We start from the raw sequence: 24158 nt of genomic DNA on the forward strand, positions 1-24158 counted from the left end.
GTCACCGCCCCTTCTTCTTCCGGGGTTTCCGGGGGTTCCCGGAGTTCTTCTGCGGCTCCTCGCTCGCGGGGGCGGGCGGGGAGCCCTCGGCGGTACGGCGGCCCAGGCCGGGGAGGCGGCGGGCCAGTTTGCGCGGTGTGCTCATCCGGTCCTGGGCCACCGCGCGGTAGCGGGCGGCGAACCGTTCGTCGTGGGACCGCATCGCCCGCTCCAGCCGCTCCAGGTCCGCGAGCCGCCAGTACCGCGCGGGATGGGACCGGATGGCGAGGACGGCGTCCGCGTGCGCCTGGGTGAGTCCGGCCGTCGTGTCCAGCACGGCGGCCGCGACGACATGGCTCAGCAGGACGTCGTCGATCCGCTCGCCGCGGATCACCGCCCGGTGCACCTCGGAGAGATAGCGGTCGAGGGTGGAGTGGCCGAGTTCCGGGAGCCGGTGGCGGAGCCGGGCGGGGTCGGCAGGCAGGGCCAGCACGGCCGGCACCAGGCGGTACCGCTTCAGAGCCTGCGCCGCCGCCAGCAGGCCGATCCCCCGGATGGCGAACGCGGCGACGAGTTCCGAGGCCTCGCGGGCCTCGCGGAGCGCGGTGGCCAGGTCGAGGGTGGTGCGCACCCGCTCCTGGGCGACGGCCGGCAGCCAGGCGAAGCGGCCCGGCGCGGACAGCACCCGGCACAGCTCCAGGCAGGCCGCGAGATCGGTCTCGTCGTCGATCGGCTGGTTCAGCGCCCGGTCGAGCCACTGGCCGACCGTCTCGTCCACCGGGCCGGTGGCGGGCAGCCGCTGGGCGATGCGGATGGCCTCCCGGTGGCTCCAGGTCCGCGAGGGCTGCCGCCACAGCCCGCGCAGCAGGTCCTCGTCGGGTGACGGCAGGCCGCGGATGTCCAGGATCTTGAACATCAGGTCGACCGTGCGCGCGGGCTCCCGCTCGGCCCGGGCCCGCAGGTGGTGTTCCAGCAGCACCGGGTGGCCCCGCAGGTCCCGCTCGTGCAGCAGCTCGGCGGGGAACTGGGAGAACAGCTGCTCCTGTCCGTCGCGCCGCTCCAGCGCCTCCCGTACCGCCTCCACCAGGGCGCTGCGCATCTCCGGCAGCGCGCCGACGAGGTCGGCCACCTCGCGCCGGAAGCCGGTTCCGGGGGTGGTGGACGCCCCGACCAGGGCGCGGGCCAGGGAGAGGGTCTCCCGCGCGATGACGTCCGGTGCGGGGGTGAGGGCCGCGCCGCGTGCCCAGAGCAGCAGCCGGGTCCGCTGCCGGGCCGTCGTCGCCTCGGTTTCCAGCAGCCGCTCCCACAGGGCGGTGGCCCGCGCGCGGACCGCGTGGTCGGACAGCGGTACCGGCTCGACGGCGTCCTCGGCGCCGGTCATGTAGGCGCGCATGCGGGAGCCGTGCAGCTTCCCCTCGATCTCCTGGTGCACGGCGAGGTCGCCGCCGTCCTTCGCGGCCGCGCTGAGCGCCGCCAGTTGACGGTCGTTCAGGTCCCGGTGCTTGCGGTGCAGGTCCGCGGCGACGGCGGCCCGGCGCGGGCCCAGGTAGCCGGCACCGCCCAGCCAGCCGATCACCGCGCGCACATCGGCCGCGCCGAGGGTGATGCCGCCCGAGGCCGCCGCCGCGGCGACGGGGGCGTACCAGTCGTCCGGGGTCTCCTCCCCGCCCTGGGTGTAGTCCGCCGTCCAGGACCAGACGGGCCGCACGGAACCGACACCGATCCGGGTGAGGAGCAGCATCAGATCGTGCACGGCGACCTCGGGGAACCGGCCGCGGGCGAAGTCGAAGACGGTGTACGCGGCCTCGTCGTCCGGCCCGAAGTCGAGCTGCGCCTCGGGCACCGTGCCGATCAGATGCAGCCGGCTGCGGGCGGGGCGCAGGACGTAGGTGGCGAAGGACAGACGGCGGGCGAGCGGGGGCGGCAGCAGGTAGGAGACCGCGGCGAACCAGTGCGCGATGCGGTCGGTCGACTCGTCGATCACCACCACCGAGCCGTGTTCGGTGAGCGCGGCGAACACCGCGGCGAGCAGCTGCGGCAGCCGCGCCGCGTGCGGATGGCCACGCAGGAAGCCGCCCACCGCCCGCACCCCGAGCGGGCCGCGCGGCGGCGCCCCGACCACCGGGATCTCGGTGCTCGGGGACACCGTGCGGGTCCACACCGGGGAGTCCCACAGCTCGATGCCGAGCAGCCCGCCCCCGGCCGCCGGGAAGTCCTCGCTGTGCAGGGCGTGCGCGAAGTAGTTGCCGAAGCGGCGGGCCGAGTCCCGGCCGACGTACCGCACGCACAGCGCGGTGGCGCGGCGGCCCTGCCGGTCGTACGGCTGGTAGCAGAGGTTGACCGGGCAGCGCTCCAGCAGCTCCGGGGTGTCCGACTCCACCAGGGAGCGGGGCGGCTCGTACCCGGCGAGCGCCTCGACGGCGTGCCGGGTCTCGGCGCTGACGCCGGGGCTGACGGCGTTGAACTGAAACCCGGAGAAACCGCTGAGCCCGTGCTCGCACGAGGTGTAGTACAGCTGCTGGAAGTGCGTCATCCGCGGCCCGCCTTCGGCACCGAGCCGAACTCGCTGAGCAGCCACAGCAGCGGATCGGCGACCCGGTAGGGCTGGATGCCGGTGGGGGCGACCCGGGCGTCGGGCGTGGGGTTGCGGCCGAGGGAGGACACGCCGAAGTAGCGGTAGCGGGTGTAGTGGTTGTCGAGCAGGTTGTCGATCGGTACGCCGTCCCAGTCCTTCAGCAGCCGGCGCACCTCCTCGTGCACGCTGAGGCTGTCGCTCACGTCGAACCGGCCGCGCGGGGTGGCGTGGGCACGCAGCGGGCTGCCGCTGTCCAGCAGGTGCCAGAAGGCGTCCATCTTGGAGAACACCACCGCGATCGGTGTGTCGATCTTCTGCGCGGACCGGCCGGTGCGCGGGGCGAGCAGCAGACTGGTGATCCGGGACAGGACGTTGATCGGCGCGTCCAGTCCCTCGGTGCCCGGCAGCGGGGTGCCGGCGACGGCGCTGTCACGGGCGCCGGGCATCTGGAGCGGGTCGAGCAGCAGGACGATGCCGTCGGCTCCGGCCAGATAGCGGGTGTTGAGCTCCACGTTCTCCCGGGAGTTGAAGTCCTCCCCGGCGGTGTCGAAGAACGACAGGACGGTGTGCTGCGGGCGTTCGCCGAGCAGCGTGCGGCGGCGCAGGCCGAAGCGGAAGACCAGCGGGTCCACCCGGTTGAGGTTGGTCGAGGCGGTCTGGGTGCCGGGGAACAGCTGGTTGTCGCCGTACAGGCGCTGCTCGTAGTCGGTGCTGTAGCGCCGCATGGTGGCGTCGTCCAGGCCCATCAGATGGGCGCCGAACGCCTCGCCCACCCGGTTGCGCATCTCGTGCAGCAGCACCGTCATGTAGACGGTCTTGCCGGAGGCCTTGGCGCCCACCATGGCGATCAGCCGGCTGTCCACCATGCCGAACTGCACGGGCAGCGCGGAGTGGCACACCGGGCAGATCCGGTAGGTGGTCTCGCCGTCGCAGTCCGGGCAGACGGCGGTGGGCTTGCGGCCGTCGGCGGCGAAGTCCGGGCCGAGGTCATGGCTGCGGCGCGGGCCCATCCGTTCGTCGAGCACCCGGTCCCGGCGGGTCTCGCACTTCTTCCCGGTCCGGCTCAGGCGGCTGTTGCAGCGGAAGCGGATCTCGCGCGGGGCGAAACTCTCGTAGCAGTAAGGGCAGGTGAGGCGTCTGGCCATCAGGTCACTCGCAGTCTGTGCAGCGCCGTCGGGCGGATCTCGATACCGGAGTCGGCGCCCGCGTTCGCGTCCGCCGGGAAGCAGACCAGCCACGACGGGCCCCGGGTGGGCGGCAGGGGGAACTCCACGGTCAGCGGGGTGCCGGCGGGCAGTCGCTGCGCGGGCAGCTCGTGCACGACGGTCCCCTCGGCCGCACTGGTGGGGCGGAACCGGCCGAGGCTGTGCACGATGCGCAGGCCGGGCAGCTCACAGCCGGTCTCGGAGGTGAAGGTCATCGTGGCCGTACGGCCCCTCAGGCGCCACCGTACGGCCGGCTCGTACTCGACGACGGGCGGCTCCGCGGGCACGAGCAGCGACGACGCGCCCTCGCAGTCCCGGCCGAGGTCCGGGACCAGGGCCTCCACGGTGAGGGTGACCGCGCCGCGGCCGACGGCCAGGTCGAACCCGCCGTCGTGCTCGTACACCCGGCGCCGGCAGACGACGTCCCCGCTCCGGGGCCCGCCGCCCGCGCTGCCGTCCTCCCGCCGCCAGCGGACCCGCGCGGTGAGCGCGGCCTCCGGCCAGGCCCACAGGACCAGCAGATGGTCCCCGCGCCGGATGGCCTGGAGTTCTCCGACCGGTACGGCGAACAGGGACTGCGGGTCGCCGGAGACGTCCCGGACGGCGGCGTGGGATGGGTCGTCGGGGCGGCGAGGGCCGGGGATGGTGGTGGCGGTGAGGCCGTCGTCGGCCGGTGCGTTCGGGGGTACGGCGTCGGGGTGTTGCCCGGCCGGATCGGTCTCCGGGGGTGTGTTCCGGTGCGGTCGGGGGCCGGGGGTGGACGTGGGGTCACCGGGGCGAGCGTCGGATCCGCGCGGGAAGTCGGCGGGCGGCTGGGCGCCGGATCCGTGCGGGAAGTCGCCAGACGGCCGGGCGCCGGATCCGCGCGGGGAGTCGCCGGACGGCCGGGCGTCGGAGGCGGCCCGGGAAGCGCCCGGCGGCCCTGTGTCGGGCTCCGCGGGGGTGGTGGGCCGCGGGCCGGAGGGGGCGCTGGGCCCGGCGTCCGCTCCGGCCGGGAGACCGCCCGGCCCGGCATCCGGTCCGGCCGGGAAGCCGCGCTCCGGATCTCTCCCGGCCGGGAAACCGTGCCCCGTGTCAGCCCCAGCCGGAAAGCCGTGCCCTGCGTCAGCCCCGGCACGGAACCCGCGTCCCGCGTCCGCCCCGGCCGCCGGACCACCCAGCGGCCCTGCGTCGGGACCGTCCCCGGGGCCGCCCCGCGCGCGGGCATCGGCGGCTGTGGAGGCCGCCGGAGGCGGCGCCGGTTCGGGGTCGTCCGGTGGGGCGGGCCAGGGGCGCGGGTCCGGGTCGAGGGAGGTGTCGGCGGGAGAGGGATGCGCGCGGAAGTGGCCGAAGTCCGCGCGGGAGGGTCCGGTGGGAAGTCCGGTCTCGATGCGCAGCACGCCGAAGTCCTGGAGCTCCAGCAGACCGCGTACGACGGCGTGTTCGGGGGCGAAGCAGCGCACCGTCAGGTCACGTGCGGCCGGCAGGGCCTCGATCTCGGCCCGGCGGCCGGGTGTGGCGCACAGTCCGCCCGCCAGCAGGACGGTGTCCACCGCCGGTTCCGCGGTGTCCAGTTGCTCCGCCACGGCGGCGAGGGTGCGGTCCCGCAGGGGCGCGACCGCCCGCTCGTAGGCGGCCCGGTCCAGGGTCACCGGGTGCGGGGTGCCGGCCGCGTCGGGCACCGGCTCGGTGACGGTGTCCGAGTCGCCGAGCGCGCGCCGCAGGAGTTCCGCCGCCCGGCGCGGGTCCACTCCGTCCGGCAGCCGTCCGGCGAGTGCGGTGGCGAGCGCGGCGTCCCAGTCGTCCCCGCCGAGGCGGAGGCTGTGGGTGCGGACGAGGTGCACGGTGCGGTCGGGGCTGATGGCGAGGAGGGTCAGGTCCAGGGTGGTGGCCCCCTGGTCACAGACGAGGACCGCGTGGTCCACGCCCTCGGCGATGGCGCCGTAGTGCAGGGCCACGGCCACGGCATCCGGCAGGACGCGCTCGACCTCGAGTCCGGCGCTGTCCGCCGCGCGCCGCAGCTCGTCCTCGCTGCCCGCCGAGGCGGGTATGCCGAGGACGGCGTGCCGGTCCTGCTCGGCCGTGGAACCGAGCAGCAGGGACAGGGCCCGGAAGGGGTCGTGGACGCCGTCCGTCCCGTCCAGTTCGGTCGTGGTCACGTCCGGGCGGCCGTCGGCGCCGAAGCGGCCGAGGCGTGCGAAGCGGTGCCCGAGGTCGATGGCGATCACGTTGCCCCGCTCCCTTCCCCCGCGAACGGGGCCCTGCCGTCGGCCGTCACGCGCGGCGTGCCGTCGGGTGCGATGTCGACCCGGATGCGGCTGCCGGGCTCCGGCCGGTGCTCCAGCAGATGGCGGACGACCGCCGCCCGCACCTGCTCCAGCTCGTTGCGGATCTGCCGCCCGCCGTAGGCCTGGTGGCCGGGGTCCGCCATCCGCTCGGTGATCCAGGGGTGGAGGGTGCCGGTGTCGGGGACCAGCTCGACCCGGTGGCGTTCGCGGACGGACTCGGTGAGCTGGCCGAGCAGCCGGTCGGCGATCCTGACGACGTGCTCGCGGCGCAGCATGTCGAAGACGACCACGCCCGGTTTGAGCCGTCCGTAGATCTCCGGCCGGCCGATCTGCCGGAACTTCTCCTCGACGGCCCGGGTGAAGTGGGCCTCCAGTTCGGCGTAGGTGAGGTCGTCGTCGCTTTTCTCCAGCAGGCTGTGGAGCGCGTCCGCCCCCGTGTTGGAGGTGAAGATGATCAGGCACTGGGAGAAGTACGCGGTCTGTCCGCGTCCGTCGGTGAGCCGGCCGTCCTCCAGGATCTGGAGGAACTTGTCCAGCACTTTGGGGTGGGCCTTCTCGATCTCGTCGAAGAGCAGCACGCTGAACGGCCGTTCCTGCACACGCCGGGTCAGCTCGCCGCCCTGCTCGTGGCCGATGTAGCCGGGCGGGGCACCGGCCAGTCGTTCGGCGGCGTGCTCCTGCTGGTACTCGCTCATGTCGAAGCGGGCGTAGGCGCTCTGATCGCCGAACATCAACTCGGCGACGGACTTGGCGAGTTCCGTCTTGCCGACGCCGGTGGGGCCCACGAAGAAGAAGGCGCCCCGGGGCCGGGCGGTCCCGGAGTGGCCGAAGTCGACACCCACGAAGGCGGACTGGAGGGCGGAGGCAACGGCGTGAACGGCCGTGGACTGGCCGACGACCCGGCTGCCGAGAACGTCGGCGGCCCGGGCGACGGTCTCCCGGTCGAGCTGGGTCCACGGGTCGACGCTGACGTTGAGCCGGTGCAGCTCCAGGAGCTTGTCCGGTTTCTGGAGGGGCGCGTCGCGCAGCCAGGACGTCCTGGACAGGGCGTCGATGTCCCAGCTGGCCATGCCGTCGGTGGCCCCCACCAGGCTTTCCAGGTCGGCGCGCGAGGCGTCCCGCGCCCCGTTGAAACGACGCTGCATCCAGGTCAGCCACAGCCGCCGTTCGCTGGGGTCGGGCGGGCCGATGTGCAGGGTGGCGATCCGCGGGTCCTCCAGGTGGAACCAGCCGGGCAGCCGTCCGACGTCGCCGACGGCGCACAGGAGGGCGTTGCGGGCGTGCGGGGGCTTGCCGACGGCGGTGCGCGGGGTGACGGCGTCCGTCATCGCGGCCCGCAGCCGCAGATAGCCGAGGTGCGACTCGGGCCGGCCGGGCGGCAGGTGGTGGTCCACGTCCTCGAAGACGAAGGCGGTGGAGGCGTCGGGCGAGGCGACGAGGCGGTGCGCGACGGCGACGACGTCGTCGAAGGTCCGGGGCCGTCCCGACGCCCGTGGGGCCAGCAGCCGGTCCCTGCCGCGCTGCCGCTCGGCGGTCCGCCGGCCGGCCGGCGAGGCGGGCTCCTCCCCGTCGTCCGGCCGCTCCCAGGGCCGTCCCCCGGCAGCCTCAGCCGCGGCCGGCGCTCCCGCCGTCCCGGCCGGCTCCCGAGTCTCCCCGGCGGTCCGCGCCCGATCTTCCCCGGGCGCTTCCCCGTCCGTCGTGCCCGACCGCTCCCCCTCCGACGGCCGCCCGTTCCGCAGGCGGTCGAAGCGTTCCGCGTGCCCCTCCAGCGGGAAGGTCAGCCCGCCGACCGGGTCCCACCAGCCGACCACCTCCGCCCCGCGCAGCGCGAGCATCCCGGCGACCACCTCCCGGAAGGAGGCGGGCCGGTCCTCGAACCACCAGCGGTCCCTGATCTGCCCGTCGAGGATCACCTGCCGCCCGCGCCGCAGTTCCCAGCCGAGGGACACCGCCCACAGCGGCATCAGGCCGTCCGCGGTGTCCGGCTGCTCGTCGCGCGCACCCCCGCCGGGCCGGTCGGGCCGCTGCGGACCGGCGGCGCCGTTCGGCCGTTTCGCCCAGTCGACGGTGCTCACTGGCTCCACCTCCACCCTTCGGTGCCCGGCAGCGGCTTGGCCTCGCGTCCGGGCGGCCTGCCCCGTCCCGGCGGCTTGCCCTGCCAGGTGAGTTCACCGGGGACGAAGCCGTCCCGCTCGACGATCGCCTCGTGCACCCGTTCCAGGAGTTCCTCGGTGCTGTCGCAGACCGCGACGTCCGGGTCCGGGCGCAGGGTCACGTCGGGTTCGCCGTCGACGTGGTAGACGAGGACGGGCGTACCGCCGTCGTCGGTGGCGATCGTCGTCTCGTACGTCGCTCCGCTGGGCCGTTCGAAGCTCAGCACCAGGCGTTCGCCCAGCTCTTCCCCTCCGGTGAAGGCGAACCCCTCGCCGAGCATGGCGTCCTGGAGCGCCTGCGCGAGATCCATCCGCCGGGTGTGGGCGAGGTGGAGTTCGTCCAGCCGGTGTTCGGCCTCGCGGAGCAGTTCCTCCAGGGCGGTGACGGCGGTGAGCGCGTCGGCCGCCGCGCCGGCCGCGAGCGGCCCGGTGACGGCGTCGAGCGCGGCCTCGATCCGTGCGGCGAGTTCCGGGGCGGCGAGCGCGCGGGCGTCGGCCGCGGCGTCCTCGGCGGACCGGCGGACCACGCCGAGCCGGTCCGCCGCCTCGGCGAGCGCCGCCGCGAGACGTTCGCGTTCCGCCTCTTCGGCGGCGGCCTGCGCGGCGGCGCGCTCCTCCGCCTCCCGCCGGGCGTCCTCCGCCTCCCGCCGGGCCTGCTCCGCCTGCCGCCGTGCCTCCTCTGCCTGCTCCGCCCGCCGTCGCTCCTCGGCGGCCCGTTCCGCGGCGGTCGCGGCGTGCCGGGCGAGCGCGTGCTCCACCGTGCCGAGCAGGGCCTCGAAGCGGGTCTCGCCGCCCGGGCCGGCCAGGGCGCGCAGTTCGCCGAGCAGGTCGACGCAGCGCCGGTGCCCGTTCGGGTCGTGGTCCGCGGCCCGCGGCCCGATCCCGGCCAGCCGCGCCTCCAGTGCGGCCAGTACGGCACCGTGGTCGGAGGACTGCCCCAGGGCTTCGCTCCGGTGCCCCAGCAGGACGATCCGGCCACGCAGTTCCTCGATCTCCCCGCCGAGCGGTTCCGCGCGGTCGATCCTGCTCTGGAGGCGGGCGAAGTCCTGCTCCAGAGCGGATATCTCGGTGTCGGCGCCCTGGATCCCGGACAGCAGGTCCCGCACCTCGGCCAGGCGGCGCGCGTCGGCGCGCGCCTGCTCCCGGCGCACCCGGGCGGCGTGGGCCTGTTGTTCGGCGGCCCGCCGGTTCGCCAGCTCGGTCTTCCTGCGCTCGGCCTCCGCCGTGGCCCGCTCGCGGCGCGCCGCCGCCTCCGCGGCCCGCTTGGCGGCGCGCTCGGCCCGTTCCCTGGCGCGCTGCTGCTCCCGCCGGCGGCGGGCGGCGGCCTGGGCGCGGCGCCGTTCCGCTTCGCGCCGCGCGTAGGCGGGAGAGACCGTGACGGTGGTGTACTTCGGTGATCCGCTCATGCTTTCCTCCGCGCCTGGGGGTGCAGCACGAAACCCCGCGCCGCGAGCTGTTGTTCGAGTCCCTCCCGGAAGCCGGGGGTCGGCGGCACTCCGGCCCAGGAGAGCGATCCGTCGGTCTCCACGGACAGTTCGACGCCCGCGCTGGTGTCGGGCTGGGCCGCCAGGTCCGGGTAGCGGTCGGTGAGGGCGACGATGCGCTGGTTGGACGAGCCGCGCCAGCGCAGACTGCCGTGCAGGGACGCCACGTACGGGCCGTCGACGAGCAGGTCGAGGCGCCGCAGCAGCGCGCGCCGGTCCGGGCCGCCCCTGCGCAGGGCCTCGTACCGGAATCCGGAGTACGCCATCGCGCCGAAGTCGGGGCGCCGCGCCCGCACCGCGTCGAGCAGCGCGGCCAGCGCCGTGGCCTGGCTGAAGGGTTCCCCGCCGGAGAAGGTGACGCCCTCGATATCGGGCAGTCCGCAGAGCCAGTCGGCGAGTTCGGCCACGGAGTGGGCGGTGCCTCCCTCGAAGGGCAGGGTCTCCGCGGCCACACAGCCCCGGCAGCGCAACGGGCAGCCCTGCACCCAGATCACGGCGCGCACTCCCGGGCCGAGGACGGTGCAGCGATCGAGCCGCCTGGCCACCGAGAGGAGCGGCACCGGGGTAGGTTCCGTCACCTCTGCCATACGGCGTTCTCCCTTCCCCCGTTCGACGTGCCGTTCGCCGTGCCGTCCGCGGCGGCGGCATCGGTCCTCGCTCGGCCGTCGAGGGCCGGATCACCCCGCGGAGCCGTATGACCGTCCGGTGCGGGACAGCCGTCCGCGCCCCGCTCGGCGAGGTCGCACCACGGGCACCACGGCCGCTCGACGGTGTGCACGTGCAGGGGGTTCGCCGCGCAGGTCCGCAGCCGGCCCGGGGCCTGCTCGGCGGCCAGTGCCTCCGCCCACGTCGCCGCGGAGGGCCGTATGCCGCCGAACGCGGCGCGGAAGAGCGCGGCGAGCCGTCGGGGCAGCAGGTCGGCGGGTGGTGCGGCGCGGGGCAGGACGACCGTCGTCCGGTCGAGCAGGCGGCAGCGGCCGTGCAGCACGTTGTCGTCGTACGAGAGGTAGTCCGTGCCGTCCGCGGGGTGCCCGGCGAACGGGTGCAGACCGCACATCAGCGCCTGGTGGACGAGGACGGCGAGCACGAAGTCGTCCGAGGCGGGGTCCGGTGCCGTGCCCGCGGGTGCGCCGATGCGTTCGGGGGCCGTGTAGCCGGGGGTGCCCATCCGTCCGGGGAAGGTCTGGCCGCCGTCGGTGAACTGCCAGGAGTCCACGTCCGCGATCCCGACCCGGCCGTGCCCGTCGACCCAGAGGTTGTCGGGTTTCAGGTCGCCCACCACATAGCCCTCGCTGTGCAGGTCCGCGAGGAGGCGGGCGAGCGAGGCGGCGGCGGCGAGCCCGGTGGCCCAGGTGGCCCGCGGCAGCCGGTGGCGGCGGGCGGCCGGGGTCAGCAGATGGGTGAACGGCTGGTAGGCGTGGCGCATGTCGGTCATGACGTAGCCGTCGACTCCGTCGGCCCCGGGGCCTCCGGCGCGTATCCCGGCGAGCGGCCAGGCGACCCGCTGCGGGGTTCCGGAGAGCAGCCGCACGGTGCGCGGCTCGCGGCGCTGCCGCACCAGCCGGGCGATGCGGCGGCGGTAGGCGGCCGGGTCGGGCGGGTCGGGGACGAGTTTGGCCACCAGCGGGCGTGGGTCGTCGACGCCGTACACGACCCCTTCCGAGCCGCTGCCGATCCGCTGGGTCAGTCGCCATTCCCGGCCGTTGCCGGACACCGCTGTGAGGGCCACCGTCACCTGCCGTCCACCAGCGCGCAGAGCACGGTCAGGTCGTCGCCGGTGCGGGCCGCCCGCGGTCCGGAGAGCAGGTCCCGCAGGGGTGCGGCGTCGCCGCCGTTGGCACGGAGCGTGGCGGCGAGTCCGCCGAAGAACCGCGCGGACGGCAACGGCCCCGCCCCCGGCGGGAGGCCGTGTACGGAGGGGTGGTCGAGGGTGAGGGCGGCACAGCCGTCGGTGGCGAGGACGACGCCGCTGAGGTCGGGCTCCCACACCACGAACGAGCGAGCCCGCAGCACGGCTCCGGGCGAGGAGAGGAAGACGGGGCCCGGCCCGCCGGGGGCGGGTGGCGGCAGGACCAGGTGGCAGCGGTCCGGCGCGTCGGTGCCGGAGGGCTCGCGGGTCAGCACCGCGCCGAAGCAGTCGCCGACCGAGACGAACGCCGCCCAGGGCGGCCGTACGACGACGGCGGCGACGGTGGCGGCCAGCGCGCCGGCGTCCGGGGGCGCGGCGGGGGTACTGGCGGCCGGCGAGTCGGCAGGCGGCGGCTGGGCGGGGCGGCTCGCGGCCGACACGCCGGCACCCGGCGGCCCGGCCGGGCTGCTCACGGCCAACGAGTCGGCAGACGCCGCCGCAACGAGACTCCCCGCGGCCGGCACGCCGGCACCCGGCGGCCCGGCAGGGGTGCTCATGGCCAACGAGTCGGCAGACGGCGCCGCGACCAGACTCCCCGCGGCCGACACGCCAGCACCCGGCGGCTCCACGAGGCTGCTCACGGCCGACGAGTCGGCAGACGCCGCCGCGACGAGACTCCCCGCACCCGGCGCGCCGGCCGGCGGCGGCGTGGCGGGGGCGCTCGCGGTCAGCACGGCCTCGACGGCCCGCACATGGTCCGCGACCAGCCGGGCGGCGCCCGCGGCGATCCACCGGGTCCACACCGCCGGGGTGTCCTCGGGGTCCGGGACGTTCTCGGCCAGCACCCGGCAGGCCGTGTCCACGGCGAGGTGCGCGCCCAGCGCGCTGCGCTCGCGGCTCCCGGCGCCGTCGGCGACGGCGAGTACGGCCGTGTCGCCCAGCCGCACGGCCTTGAAGGCGTCCTGGCAGCCCTGTCCGGCGGCCAGGTGGCCGGTCCCCTGGACGGCGGCCCCCGCGACGATCACTGCCGCCATCGCTCCTCCAGCTCCTCCAGCCGTCGCCGCTGGTCCACCAGATCGGCGACCTGCCCGTGGATCTCGTCGGCGGCCCGCACCGCCCCGATCCGGTCCGAGCTGTGGAACAGCAGGTCGAGGATCTGCCCGAAGTCCAGGCCTTCCAGCAGCAGCGCGGCCTTGGGCGCGAGGACCCGCAGCAGCTCCAGGTCGGCGCCGCGCACGCCGATCGCCTGGAACACGCACTCGCCCCGCTCCTCGGCCCGCCGCACCCGTTCCGCCGTGCCGGCCAGCGCCGCGGGGTCCATCCGCTCCCCGTGCGCGTCGCTCGGCGCGCCGTCCGTCAGCACCCACAGGAACGGCCTGCGCACCTGCACGTTCCATGCCTGGAGCGCCCGGTAGCGGTCCCGGGCCAGGTCGAGCGCCGTCTCGACGGCCTCTGTCATCCGGGTGAGGCCGAAGGCCTCCAGGCGGGGCGGACGCATCTCGTCGACCGGTACGAAGAGCCGGTCCCGTGCAGCCTGTTCGACGGGCACCAGCCGCCTCTGGACGGGGTCGAACACCCGCACCTCGGAGTCGAAGGTCATCAGACAGACCTCCACCCGCGCGAGCAGCCTCGGCTCCGCCCGCACCCCGTCGAACCAGCGAACCAGGGCCTCGTTCAGCTCCGCGATCCGGGGACTTTCGGCGGGCCGCCCCATGGAGGTGGAGGTGTCCAGGATCAGGACGACGGGCTGCCGCTCGTCGTAGCCCTGCGCGAAACCGAAGTCGTGCTCACTCATGTCCGGGCCGCCCCGCGTTCGTTCCGGTGGCCGTCCTCGCTGCCCCGAGGGCGTGTGCGACGAGCCGGCCGCGTGCCGTGTCGTGGCGCACCTCGACCTCGGTGCCCGGGGGCAGTTCCGGCGGATCGGGAAGCACGCGCAGCAGCACGCCCTCGACCAACACGTACGCGTCCGGATCCGGCCAGGTGACGATCCGGCCCTGTGCCCCATGAGCCCACTTTTCCATCCCGCCACTCATGCGCCCACGTTAGGTGACACGGCATCAACTGTCCGCGCCACAGCGGAAATTGCGCACCGGAAGAGCTCGTTGTGCTCCCGTGCGCCCCCGCGCGCCTCCTCGTGCGCGCCGGGGCGCTCTTCCATTCCAGCGGATCAGCCGGTCGGCCTTCGGTCGCCGACCGGGCGGATTCCGGCCGGGAGGCGCTCCACGAGTTCCGCCGCCTCGGCTGTGCGCACCACGAAGTGGACGTCCCAGTCCGCGCCGCGCGCCAGCTCGGCCTCCACGGCCGCCCAGACGGCGGCCAGCGAGACGTGGTACGGCAGCCCGCCGCGCCCCGAGCCGAGCAGCGGGAAGCACACCGAGCGCAGCGGCGGGGTGTGCCGCGCGTGCTCCTCGGCGAGCACCGACAGGGCGCGGGAGACGGCCCGGGTCACATCGGCCGGCAGCACGTCGTAGTCGTTGGTGCCGGCGCGGGGCACGGCGATCGCCGCGTGGTAGATCCGGCGTACGCCCTGCCGGGCCAGGGCTCCGGCACTGGTGGCCGCCACGGTGCCGGGCAGCACCGCGCGCCCCGAGGTGCCGTGGCGGGCGGCCCACGCGCGCAGTTCCCCGGGCAGCGGGTCGTCCAGGACCTCGCCGGTCACGCCGTGGGTGGCGGCGGCCCGGCGCAGCGACGCGGCGATGGACGCCTTGTACGGCTCGGGCAGCGCGAAGTACACGTTGGACGGGGAGACGACCACGTCCACGTCGCGCATCAGGTCCACGGGGTGTACATGGACGGTGAGCCGCACCGGCCGGCCGCCCGCCCAGGCCGCCACGGACCGGTGGGTGCCCGCGCCCCACTCGTCCGCCGCCGCGCCGGCCGGTGCCCCGGCCGTCTCCCCCGCCAGCCGCACGATGTGCTCGGCGATCTGGCCGAGGACCATCACCTCGTGGTCCTTGCGGAACCGCTCGACGCTCACCCCGTACACGGAGGCCGCCCGGGCGCGGCGGGAGGACGCCGGCCAGTCCCGGGTGCCCTGCGCCAGGCCGAGTGTGTACTCGGCGGCGGTCCGCAGCGTCCCCGCGTCCAGGCGCGCCACGGCGAGCCGCAGCAGCGCCTCGACGGCCGCGCCCGGCGTACGGGCGGCGGCCGCGGTCACCGCCTCCGCCGCCGACTCCAGCGCCGGCAGCGAACGCCCGTGCAGCCGGACCAGTCCCGCGCGTCGAACTTCCTTCAGCTCGGCCTGAAGTGACGCGTAATCAGGGAGAGACGTCGCCATGTGACCACCATGGCACCACTCTTCACAGAGGGACAAGCCGAAGCCGGGCGGCCCCCGGGGCCTCAGTTCCCCAGGGGTCTGGAGATCTTCGCCCGCAGTGGTTCCAGGATCTCGTCCGCCTGTTTCATGCCCTCCTCCGAGGCGAGATCGAGGATGCCTCTGTCCGGCAACACCTCCAGCGGCCCGCCGTCGCCGGGGTCGCAGCGGTCGTGGAAGAGCACCAGAGCGCGCTCGCCGCGGTTGCGCCGGGAGTCCCAGATCAGCCCCACGGCGTCGGGTGCCTGGGCGCGGATCTCGCTCGACCAGCGGCGGGTCCAGGCGTAGTTGCTCTCGTCGTCCAGCAGGGTCGAGTCACGGCAGACGGCGGCCAGGTCGACGCCGGTGACCAGGGAGGCCAGGTTCAGATCGCACCGGGTACGGAGGGCGCTCAGCGCTCGCTGCCGCACCACGCTGTACGGGATGCGCCGCTCGCTGTCCGGCGGCTCGAAGGGCCGCGAGCGCAGCACGCTCTCGGCGAGGGCCGTCAGCGGCGTCTCCGCCAGATAGAGGCTGTGGTACGGGTCGAGCACGGTCCCCTCGAAGCGGCCTCCGTCGAAGTGGATGTCCGCGAGCGCCGGGTTGAACTGGTCCGGCGCGTACTTCGTCCGGTGCACCCGCCACAGCTCGGTACCGGCCGGGATCACGTACCGGTTGGGCCGCAGCTTCAGCTTGGTCATGGGAAAGAAGCCGCTCATCCCTCTCCCTCCACCAGTGCGGTGGCCGCGCCGACCAGGCGGTGGTCGGGCAGCCGGCCGAGGAGCCGCGCGGGGGTTCCGCCCAGCCAGGTGTTGCCGCTGAGCCACCAGGTGGCGGCACCCCAGGGGTCGATGTCCGCGAGCAACAGCCGGTTGACCTCCAGCACGACGTCGTGCGGGCTTCCGCCGGCCTCGGCGAACTGGAACTCCGGGTAGCGGTCGCCGTCGCGGGGGTCGGCCAGCCTGATCAGCTCGGCGGGGGGCGGGCCGCCGCAGCGGGCCCGCGCCTCGTCCGCCGAGAGGGCCGGCGCCTGGAGCAGCACCTCCTGGTCGGCGTCGAGGACGTGCGCCGGTTCCGGCGCCGCCGACGCCGGCGACTGGGGCGACAGCCAGGCCATCAACTCCCGCGCGTCCGCCACGGCCTTCGGCCCGGGTGGTGCCGCGACCAGCCGCACCGAGTCCATCTCGACGCGCACCGGATGCTCGAACGGCAGCGGCAGCAGCGCCAGGCGGACACCCTGGAGTGCCCTGCGGACCGCCCTGTCGTCGTCCGGCGGCGCGTCGGCGAGCGCCGCGAGCCGGGTGAGCAGCAGCCGATGCTGCTCGTCGTCCATGGCTTCGCGGATGGTGTCCCGGTGTTCGCCGATCAGGGCGAGCAGCCGCTCCGCCGCATCCGCGCCCTCCTCGTTCACGCCTTCCTCCCTTCGCTCGTCGCCCGGGCCGGGCCCGGGTGTCCCTGATGGATGAACGGCGCCCACAGCGCGACCCGGTCGAGCCCCGGTCGCCGCATCTCCCGCAGCAGTTCGCCGTCGAGCGAGCCCGGGTTCCGCCGTTCCGGGTCGAGCATCCACAGCTGCGCGGCCCGCAGCGCGTCGACCGGGCTGAGCCCGTCGACGACGAGATGGTGGTGGAACACGGCCATCAGCAGCGCCGAGGCGCCGTCCCTGGCCGTCCACCGGGATCCGACGACGTCCCGCGCCCCACCGGCGACGAACGCCGTGGTGAGGGTGAGTGCCTCGTCGTGGTCGCGGGTGCTCAGATCGGTCTCGCAGGCGCTCAGCACGATCAGCGGGCCGTCGTCCGCCGTCCGCCGGTGCTCGCGGTCGAGCAGCCGGGTCACCGTCAGCCTGCCCTGGCCCGCGAGGTGCAGGGCCGAGACCGTGGGGCGCGTCCCCGCCGACCCGTGCGAGGCGACGTGGAGCAGCGAGACCCCGTCGGCCAGGAAGCCGAGGAGGTCGTCGGGCGTGCCGGGGACCAGCGTCTCGTCGTCCAGCTCGTAGATGTCGCCGCACAGCCGTGCCCTCGGGTAGAAGGCGTCGTGCAGGGCCATGACCTCGGTCCCGGCGTGCAGCAGCGTCATGTTCGGATCGGCCACCAGCACGGGCGCCGCCGCCGGGTCGCGCGGTGCCCGGCGCAGCGTCCGCAGGAACTGGCTGCCGGAGGCGGCGTAGCTGATGACCGCCTTCTGGCAGAGATGGCGCTGCGGCGCCTCAGGCGGGAAGCGCGCGGCGTGCCAGGGGACGATGCCGAGGCGTCCGCAGGGCACCAGGACGGCCCTGAGCGGCCGGTCGTCCCGGCCCCGCTCGGCCGCCAGCCGCTCCTCGATGTCCCCCAGGATCGGGCCGACCACCTGGAACGCCCAGTCGCACAGCTCGTCGAGGGCGTCCTCCCAGGCCTGGGTGGTGGCCGGGTCGCGGGGCTGCCGCTGGTGGGCCGCCACCGCGTCGAGGTAGCGCTCCAGCGGGGCGCTGCCGGCGTCGGACAGCAGCGGCAGGGCGCCCACGCCCGCCCCGATCCCCGGCCCCACCGCGATCGCCACGCCGGGGTCTTCCCGCTCGCCGGGGATCAGATAGAGCAGAACGTCCGCGCCGCTCTCCTCAAGCCCGTCGGCGAGTTCGCTCAGCGTGGGGGTGCCGAGCAGGCCGCCCTCGCGCCGGTAGCCGAGGGCGTCGAGGGCCTGGCGGCGCAGAGTGCTGGGCAGCATGCCGGGGACCTCGCCCGCGTCGTCGGCCGCCGCGCCGCGGGACGCGCCGGCCGCCCGCCAGGCCTCGGCGAGGTCGGAACGCCCGGCCTCCTCCAGGAGTTCGGGTACGGCCGCGGAGGCCGACGCCGCCTGGAGCACCAGGGCCCGGCCCAGTTCCAGGGCGGCCACGGCCTCGTGCACCCTGCCGTACCCGACCGCCCAGCGGGCGGCCTTCACGGCTCGGCTCGCCCCGGAGCGGGCCGCCATGAGGCCGTGTTCCGCGCCGGACTGGAGCAGGACGTCGGCGGCCAGCGCGGTCAGCGCCTCCACGGCGGTGTCCAGCGCGGAGGTGTCCTCCCTGTCCTCCGTGCCGGTCTCGTCCCGCCGAGTGAGCCAACGAGCGTGGTACGCCTCGGCCAGATGCCACAGCGCCTCGGCGGCGATCCGCGGCGCCCTGCCCTCCCGTACGCCGTCACGGACCCGTTCCCACTGCTCGATCACGGTGGCGAGCAGGGCGGGGTCGCGGGTCAGGCCGTAGCGGACGGACAGGACGAGCGCGGAGGCGTGCAGCTCGTCCGTCGAGGCGTCCTCGGGTGGCGGCTCGTGCTCGGACTGCGGCACCGGCTCACCCGCCAGAGCGGCGCGGAGCACATCGAGATCGGGCATGTACGGCAGGGGAAGCTCGGTACCGAACGGCAAACCGCTCTCCTTGGCTACGGCGACTCCCTTCTCGATGTGGGACAAGGCCCGCAGCAGGGTCTCCCGGTCCCGGGTCACGGCGCCGAGCCTGCCGTGGGCCGCGCCGAGGACCCAGTCGGCCATGAAGCGCATCGGAGCGTCCGCGGGCACGGTCCGAGCCAGGGACTCGGCCTCCTCCACCAGGTCGTCGAGCGCCCGGCGGTCCTCCGCCTCCCCGGCCGCCATGATGCGGGCGTACAGCGCCAGCCCCCGGCCCACGACGCTGGTGTCCCCCAGTCGCGGCGGCAGCGACGCGGCGATCTTCTCCAGGTGCGCGACGATCGCGTCGCTGTGGGCGCGGCCGGCCGACCAGTCGTCGTAGGTGCCGCCGACGCCCGGGCTGGCGTGGAGCAGGAGCGCTCTCAGGCCCTCCAGGGCGGTGGCCGCGTTCGGGCCCGGCAGGGGCAGGTCCTGCGCCGCGCGCAGCTTGGCGAGAAGGTCGTTGAGGGCCCGCGGGTCACCGCTCTTGAGAACGTCGTCGAAGCCCATGGTGGTGGCGTGGACGGCGTCCAGCGCGGCGACCATGTTGCGGAAGTCGTCGAGGGTGCGGGGCTGTTCCGGCTCGGGTGCCGGCTCCGGCTCGCGCTCCGGCTCCGGCTCCGGTTCCGCCTTCGAGGGCGGGGGCGGGGTGGTGCCCGGGGCCCCGAAGCCCCCGCCCGTCCCGAACATCCGCTCCATCATCTGCCGCGCCTGGTCCGCGAACGGCGACCCCGCGGGCATCATGCCCGTCAGCAGATCGGAGAGGCCGGGCGCCGACGGGGCCGAGAGAAAGGCCTCCATCCGGCGCAACTGCGCCAGGAACTCCGGCGGGAGCGGCAGCTCGGCGACTTCCGCCATCAGTGTGCGGATCTCCGTCACCGCGGCCATCACCCCGGCGGCACCGGACCGCGTGAACCATTCGAGAAACCCCGAGAGGTCGGGCGGCGCCCCCGGCGCCCCCTGCTGCGGCTGGACCGGCGAGATGTCGCCCAGCAGGAACAGCGCCGCCCACCGGCGGTCCTCCTCGCTCACCGCCGCGCCCACCGGGGTGCCGGGGTCCCGGGCGTCCCGCAGCAGCCGCTCGGCCCGCTCCCGGTCCCCGGGCGCCCCGCAGCCGGCGGCGTGCCGCAGGGTCAGCGCGCCGCCCAGCCAGACGCTCACCGAACCGCGCAGACCAGGGTCGTGGTCCAACAGCCTCGACAACTGGTCGAGTTCGGCGACCGACGCGTCGTAGAGCCGTGCCGTCGGCGTCCCGCCCCCCAGTCCGGGCATCAGCCGCCTCACCCGCTCCGCGGCGTCCGCCGCCCAGGCGCGCAGGCCCTGGACTCCCCCGCTCTCCTCCTGGCTCACCGGCACCCTGCCCCTCCGGGACCTCGACAGCCTGTGGAATCTCCCCCACTATGCCGACGCGCCGGGTCCGCGGAGGCGACTTCCATCGGTTCTTCCGCTCAACGCCCGGAATCCGCCCGGGCCGCAGCCAGATCGGCCCGCATCTCCCGGCGCATCTCGCGCAGTTGTTCCCACAGCGCGTCGATGCTCCCCTGCACGGCGGCCGGCGAGTCGCCGGGGCGCGGCACGCCGTCGTCCAGCCGCCGGACCATGCCGTAGAGCGCCCCGAGGTCGTGGCTGACCGTGGCGGCGGGTCCGAGCACCCGCTCCGGCAGCCGCATCTGGGCCTCGGCGTACACCTCCCGGTGCTGGTCGCGCGCCGCGGTGAGCCGCTGCCGTACGGACGGCAGGTCCGCGGGGCGGTCCAGCGCGTGCAACTGGTCGGTGAGCGCGGCCAGATAGTGCCGGGCGGCGGTGTTGAGCGCCACGTAGCAGGCGCGCAGCTCCAGGGCCTCGCTGCGCCGCTCCCACAGCTCGTCGGCGCGCTGCTGCTCGCGCTGCCGGCTGCGGTCCGCCGCCCGCTGGGTCAGCAGCGCGGACAGCAGTGTCCCGACCACTCCGACGACCGCGACCAGCGTCGCGGTCCCCACACCGACGTCCACCGGGCCCCCATCCCTCGATCCGCCACCCCACCAGCGAAGCAGCGGACGCGGGGTGGGGGAACACCCGGCCCCGACGTCGCCCGGGGTTCGACCCGACGCCGACCAACGGGGCGGGCGGCGGGCGAATTCCGGTTGGGTACAGGGCAGTTGTGGTGAAACGGGCGCGTCGGACACGGACCCGCAGCATCATGAGGCCACGGGAGCGACCGGAGCGTTCCACCGCGGCGGACGAGGGCGGGGAGGCAGGGTGAGCGACGAGGAGAGCGGCGGCGTCCGGGGACTGCGGGCGTGGGCCGCGGAGGCGACCGCACGGGGGGCCGGTCTGGTCCGGCGGGTGGGGAAGGAGCCGGTGTCCGCCGAGGAGTTCGACGGCCCGGTCGCCGAACTCCGGCAGCTGCGCCACCTGCTGGATCACGACCGGGCGCTGCTCGGCACGGTCACCCTGGGGCTCGGGTCCGTGCTCACCATGCGGTACGTCTCCGGGATGGGCTCGCCGGAGGACCACGAGGAGGCGACGCGCCTGCTGAACGAGGTACGGGACCCTTCGACGCCTGCCGGGGAGGCGATGTCGGAGGAGGGCAGACGCTGGGCGGCGCTGTTCCTGCTGGCGTTGGCGGGCCAGATGGTGCCGGGCGTCGGAGGACTGGGGTCGGCACCGGACTTCTGGCCGATCTTCGACCACTTCATGCACATCCCGTCCTTCGACGCGGCCGCCGAGGCGGCGCGGGCCGCGGCGCTGGCCGCCGAGATCGGGCAGCTGCCGGTGCCGCCGGAGGTCCGGGAGCAGGTGCGGCAGGTCCAGGACGTGCTGTCGTACGCGGCGCGGACCGGGTTCTCCGATCACCGGGCGCTGCTCGGGATGCTGCCCGAGGACTTCCCGTTCGCCGATCAGCTGCGGATGCTGGTGACCCTGCTGGAGCCCTCGCCGGACGACCCGGCCCCGCGGCCCGCCGGGCAGGAGACGGGCAGGAGGCCGGACCCCGAGGCCGACGCCGCCGTCGCCCGCGCGTGGCTCGCCGCCATCCTGGGCACCACCGAGGCCATGCGCAACGGCGATCCGGAAGCCCTCAGCCGGCTGCTCCAGCGGCTGGGCAGGGACCTCGACGGGCTGCCGGAAGGGCATGCGGACGCCGCCGAGATCAGGCGGGTGATGGGGATGGTGCTCCAGCCCGGCGAGGCGATCGGCGGCAGCCGTATCGACGGCCGGGTCGCCCGGGACCACCGGGAGTCGGTCAGCGAGCACTACGAGCGGCTGGCGGCCGAGGATCCCGCCGCTGCCCGGCTCATGGTCGCCATGCGGACGATGAAGATACTCGCCGGGTTGCACGCGGCGGAGGAGGCCGAGAACCAGGAGGAGTTCCAGCGGCTGATGCGCGAGCTGGATGCGCTGGAGCGGTCCACGCCGGCGGACCACCCGTTCCGCCCGCTGGTGCTGCTGGCGCACGGCAACGCGCTCGCCTCGCTCGGCCACCGCAGCGGGGACAAGGAGCTGACCGTGCGGGGCATGGCCCAGCAGCAGGAGGCCCTGAACGCCCCCTCGCTGCGGGAACTCGGCCTGTCCGAGACGGTCTTCACCTCCGCTCAGGAGGCGCTCCAGACCGCCCGCGCGGTGCTCGGCGGCGATCACGACCTGATGCCCGCCCCCGCCCCGCTGCCCCCGAACGCCTCGGCGGACACCCGCTACCTCGCCGGGCTGTCGGCGACCCTCCGGCACTCCATGTCGCGGGACCCGGCCGACCTGGACTTCGCCATCGACGCGCTGGAACAGGTCCGCGCGGACGTCCGGCAGGGCAGGTCGCCGCAGATCGCCTTCCCCGCCCTGTGGCAGCTGGCGGAGAACTACCGGACCCGGCTGCGCCGTACCGAGGACCCGGCGGACCGGGACGCGGCGACGGACGCGGCACTGGAATCCCTCCAGATGCTCGCCGGTGACGTGGCCCTGCAGACCGGCCCCGACCACGGTCTGCTGGCCGCCCGGTCCGGCGCCGACCGCGGCGTGCAGGCCGCCATCTGGGCCGCCGCCCAGGGGCGGGTCGAGGAGGCGGTGGCCGCGCTGGAACTGGGCCGGGCGCTGGTGCTCCAGGCGGCGGCCACCTCCCGGGCCGTGCCCGAGCTGCTGACGGAGCGCGGGCACCACGAGCTCGCCCAGGCGTGGCGGGAGGCGGGCGGTGGCCCGGAGGGAGGCTCCGACGGGCTACCCCGCGAACTGCCCAGCTCGTTGCGGCGCCGCGCGCTGGAGGCCCTGGGCCACCGGGATCCCGGCGGCCGGCTGTTCCGCACCCCCACGGTCGAGGAGCTGAGAGCCGGGCTCGCGGAGGCCGACGCGGACGCGCTGGTCTATCTGCTCGCCGGTGAGGGCGGCACTCCCGGCATGGGCATCGTGGTGGGCCCGGACATCGGCACCGGTGTACGGGCGCTGCCGCTGCTGACCGGGGACGAGAGCGGTCCGCTGGAGCGTTACGCGGACGCGGTGACGGCACACCAGCGCCGGCCCGGGGACGCCTCGGCCGCCGAGGCCTGGGAGCAGGCGCTCTCCGAGCTGTGCGACTGGGCGACGGACGCGGTGATCGCCCCCGTCATGACCGGCATCGCGGAACGGCTCGCCGCCACCGAGAGCCGGCGCGGGCGACCGGGCCCGCCCAGGATCGTGCTGGTGCCGTGCGGCCGCCTCGGCATCGTGCCGTGGCACGCGGCCCGGCTGCCGGCCGACGCCCCGCACGACTACGTCTGCCAGGCGATGGTGATCAGCTACGCCGCGTCCGGCCGTCAGTTCCTCACCGCCGTCCGGCGGGCCCGCCGCGCCCCGGCGACCGCGCCCGTGCTGGTGGCGGACCCCACGATGAGCCTGTCGCACGCGGAGCTGGAGGTGGCGGCGCTCCAGCAGGCGCTGTATCCGCGGGCCCGGCTGTACGGCGAGTTCTACGAGCCGCCGGCCGAGCCGGAGGCGCCGGGCACCCCGGACGATCTCCTCGGGGCGCTCGGCACCGGTCCGTCGCTGCTGCACCTGGCGTGCCACGGCTCGGCCGGCACCAGTCCGACGGAGTCCGCTCTGCAACTGGCGGCCCCGGACGGCCCGTCCGCGCGGGCCGGCGCCGGTCTGCTGACCGTGTCCCGGCTGCTCGACCGGCCGACGGCCGGACAGGACGGGTCCGATGGGCCGTTGGTCGTGCTCAGTGCCTGCGAGACGGACCTGACCCGGCGCGACCACGACGAGGCGCTGACCCTGACGACGGCCTTCGTGGCGAACGGCGCGCGGGACGTCGTCGGCTCGCGGTGGGCGACCCGTGACTCGGCGTCGGCGCTGATGATGGCCGTCTTCCACCACTACCTGACCGTCGAGGGCCAGAGCCCGGTGGACGCGCTCAGGTCCGCGCAGATGTGGATGCTGGACCCGCACCGGGAGAACCCCGGTTCGCTTGCCGGCCGGCTCCTCGACGAGCTGGCCAAGGGCCCCCGGCTGGACCGCCTGACGTCGTGGGCCGCGTTCATCCACCAGGGGCATCCGGGTCCGTCCTCGGCGGGGAGGGCGTGAGGACGGGCGGCGGTGTCCCGGCGGCCACGGCGCCGGGTCAGCCGACCGGGCTCGTGACCCAGCGCAGGACGGCGGAGGCCACGGCGTCGCCGAGGGAGCTGATGACCTCCACCGCGTACTGGTCGCCGGGGCGCGGTGCGATGCCGCGGACGGTGAGCGCGGCGTGCAGGTCGAGGCGGCGCCGGTCGGCGGGGCTGAGCGCGACGTCGACCCGCGTGGCCGGGTTCGGGGGCGGCAGGAGGTAATCGCCGTCGCGGTCGGCGGCGTACGGGTCGCGGACGGGCCAGACGTCCCTGGCCGGGGCGAGCGTGTCGCTGTGGGTGTGCACCGCGGATCTCCCTCACTCGGGTGTCTGTCTTGCCCGTTGAAGTCGCGCGGCCCGTCGTCGCGGTTGCGGCGCCTCCCTGCGATCCCCCGGATGCCGCAATAAGT

17 protein-coding genes are annotated in these 24158 nt (G+C 75.3%); 1 reads left to right on the plus strand and 16 read right to left on the minus strand.

Annotation, left to right across the window (positions count from 1 at the left end):
* Position 1: 1 nt before the first annotated feature.
* From ACZ42A_RS35955 to ACZ42A_RS36025, 15 genes are all read right to left on the minus strand, one after another.
* Entirely contained in the window at positions 2 to 2512 is a 2511-nt protein-coding gene (locus ACZ42A_RS35955) for a GTPase-associated protein 1-related protein (RefSeq protein WP_468531542.1), read from the minus strand.
* Positions 2509 to 3699 (minus strand): TRAFAC clade GTPase domain-containing protein, encoded by a 1191-nt coding sequence (locus tag ACZ42A_RS35960; protein WP_468531543.1) that lies wholly within the window; start codon positions 3697 to 3699, stop codon positions 2509 to 2511. The genes ACZ42A_RS35955 and ACZ42A_RS35960 overlap by 4 nt, the downstream gene beginning before the upstream one ends.
* Positions 3699 to 5966, minus strand: coding sequence for an Hsp70 family protein (locus tag ACZ42A_RS35965; RefSeq protein WP_468531544.1), 2268 nt, complete (start codon positions 5964 to 5966; stop codon positions 3699 to 3701). Before ACZ42A_RS35965 ends, ACZ42A_RS35960 begins: the two co-directional genes overlap by 1 nt.
* Positions 5963 to 8101, minus strand: coding sequence for an AAA family ATPase (locus tag ACZ42A_RS35970; protein WP_468531545.1), 2139 nt, complete (start codon positions 8099 to 8101; stop codon positions 5963 to 5965). Before ACZ42A_RS35970 ends, ACZ42A_RS35965 begins: the two co-directional genes overlap by 4 nt.
* A complete protein-coding gene (locus ACZ42A_RS35975) occupies positions 8098 to 9585 on the minus strand; it encodes a hypothetical protein (protein ID WP_468531546.1) in 1488 nt (495 codons plus the stop codon). The genes ACZ42A_RS35970 and ACZ42A_RS35975 overlap by 4 nt, the downstream gene beginning before the upstream one ends.
* On the minus strand, positions 9582 to 10250 hold the full coding sequence (locus tag ACZ42A_RS35980) for a 4Fe-4S single cluster domain-containing protein (protein ID WP_468531547.1): 669 nt from the start codon (positions 10248 to 10250) through the stop codon (positions 9582 to 9584). The genes ACZ42A_RS35975 and ACZ42A_RS35980 overlap by 4 nt, the downstream gene beginning before the upstream one ends.
* Positions 10238 to 11392: a protein kinase domain-containing protein gene (locus ACZ42A_RS35985; RefSeq protein WP_468531548.1), complete on the minus strand. Its 1155-nt coding sequence runs from the start codon at positions 11390 to 11392 to the stop codon at positions 10238 to 10240. Before ACZ42A_RS35985 ends, ACZ42A_RS35980 begins: the two co-directional genes overlap by 13 nt.
* A gap of 2 nt (positions 11393 to 11394) precedes the next feature.
* Positions 11395 to 12546: a protein phosphatase 2C domain-containing protein gene (locus tag ACZ42A_RS35990; RefSeq protein WP_468531549.1), complete on the minus strand. Its 1152-nt coding sequence runs from the start codon at positions 12544 to 12546 to the stop codon at positions 11395 to 11397.
* Positions 12534 to 13307, minus strand: a complete 774-nt coding sequence (locus tag ACZ42A_RS35995; protein ID WP_468531550.1) for a vWA domain-containing protein — start codon at positions 13305 to 13307, stop codon at positions 12534 to 12536. The genes ACZ42A_RS35990 and ACZ42A_RS35995 overlap by 13 nt, the downstream gene beginning before the upstream one ends.
* Complete coding sequence (locus tag ACZ42A_RS36000; RefSeq protein ID WP_468531551.1) at positions 13300 to 13545, minus strand: NfeD family protein; 246 nt, start codon at positions 13543 to 13545, stop codon at positions 13300 to 13302. Before ACZ42A_RS36000 ends, ACZ42A_RS35995 begins: the two co-directional genes overlap by 8 nt.
* Before the next feature lie 134 nt (positions 13546 to 13679).
* The gene (locus ACZ42A_RS36005) at positions 13680 to 14789 is read right to left on the minus strand and encodes a macro domain-containing protein (RefSeq protein ID WP_468531552.1); all 1110 of its coding nucleotides are present in this window, start codon (positions 14787 to 14789) and stop codon (positions 13680 to 13682) included.
* Positions 14790 to 14851: 62 nt separating this feature from the next.
* Positions 14852 to 15523, minus strand: coding sequence for an RES family NAD+ phosphorylase (locus tag ACZ42A_RS36010; RefSeq protein WP_468531553.1), 672 nt, complete (start codon positions 15521 to 15523; stop codon positions 14852 to 14854).
* The gene (locus tag ACZ42A_RS36015) at positions 15520 to 16215 is read right to left on the minus strand and encodes a hypothetical protein (protein ID WP_468531554.1); all 696 of its coding nucleotides are present in this window, start codon (positions 16213 to 16215) and stop codon (positions 15520 to 15522) included. Before ACZ42A_RS36015 ends, ACZ42A_RS36010 begins: the two co-directional genes overlap by 4 nt.
* Positions 16212 to 19553, minus strand: a complete 3342-nt coding sequence (locus tag ACZ42A_RS36020; protein ID WP_468531555.1) for a CHAT domain-containing protein — start codon at positions 19551 to 19553, stop codon at positions 16212 to 16214. The genes ACZ42A_RS36015 and ACZ42A_RS36020 overlap by 4 nt, the downstream gene beginning before the upstream one ends.
* Before the next feature lie 98 nt (positions 19554 to 19651).
* Positions 19652 to 20194, minus strand: coding sequence for a hypothetical protein (locus ACZ42A_RS36025; protein WP_468531556.1), 543 nt, complete (start codon positions 20192 to 20194; stop codon positions 19652 to 19654).
* Positions 20195 to 20441: 247 nt separating this feature from the next.
* On the opposite strand from ACZ42A_RS36025, the gene ACZ42A_RS36030 reads away from it, so the two are divergent.
* A complete protein-coding gene (locus tag ACZ42A_RS36030) occupies positions 20442 to 23726 on the plus strand; it encodes a CHAT domain-containing protein (protein WP_468531557.1) in 3285 nt (1094 codons plus the stop codon).
* A 37-nt stretch (positions 23727 to 23763) separates the two neighbouring features.
* On the opposite strand, the gene ACZ42A_RS36035 is transcribed toward ACZ42A_RS36030, so the two are convergent.
* On the minus strand, positions 23764 to 24054 hold the full coding sequence (locus ACZ42A_RS36035; protein ID WP_468531558.1) for a hypothetical protein: 291 nt from the start codon (positions 24052 to 24054) through the stop codon (positions 23764 to 23766).
* Positions 24055 to 24158 lie beyond the last annotated feature (104 nt).

Source organism: Streptomyces sp. NPDC030838, assembly GCF_055572035.1.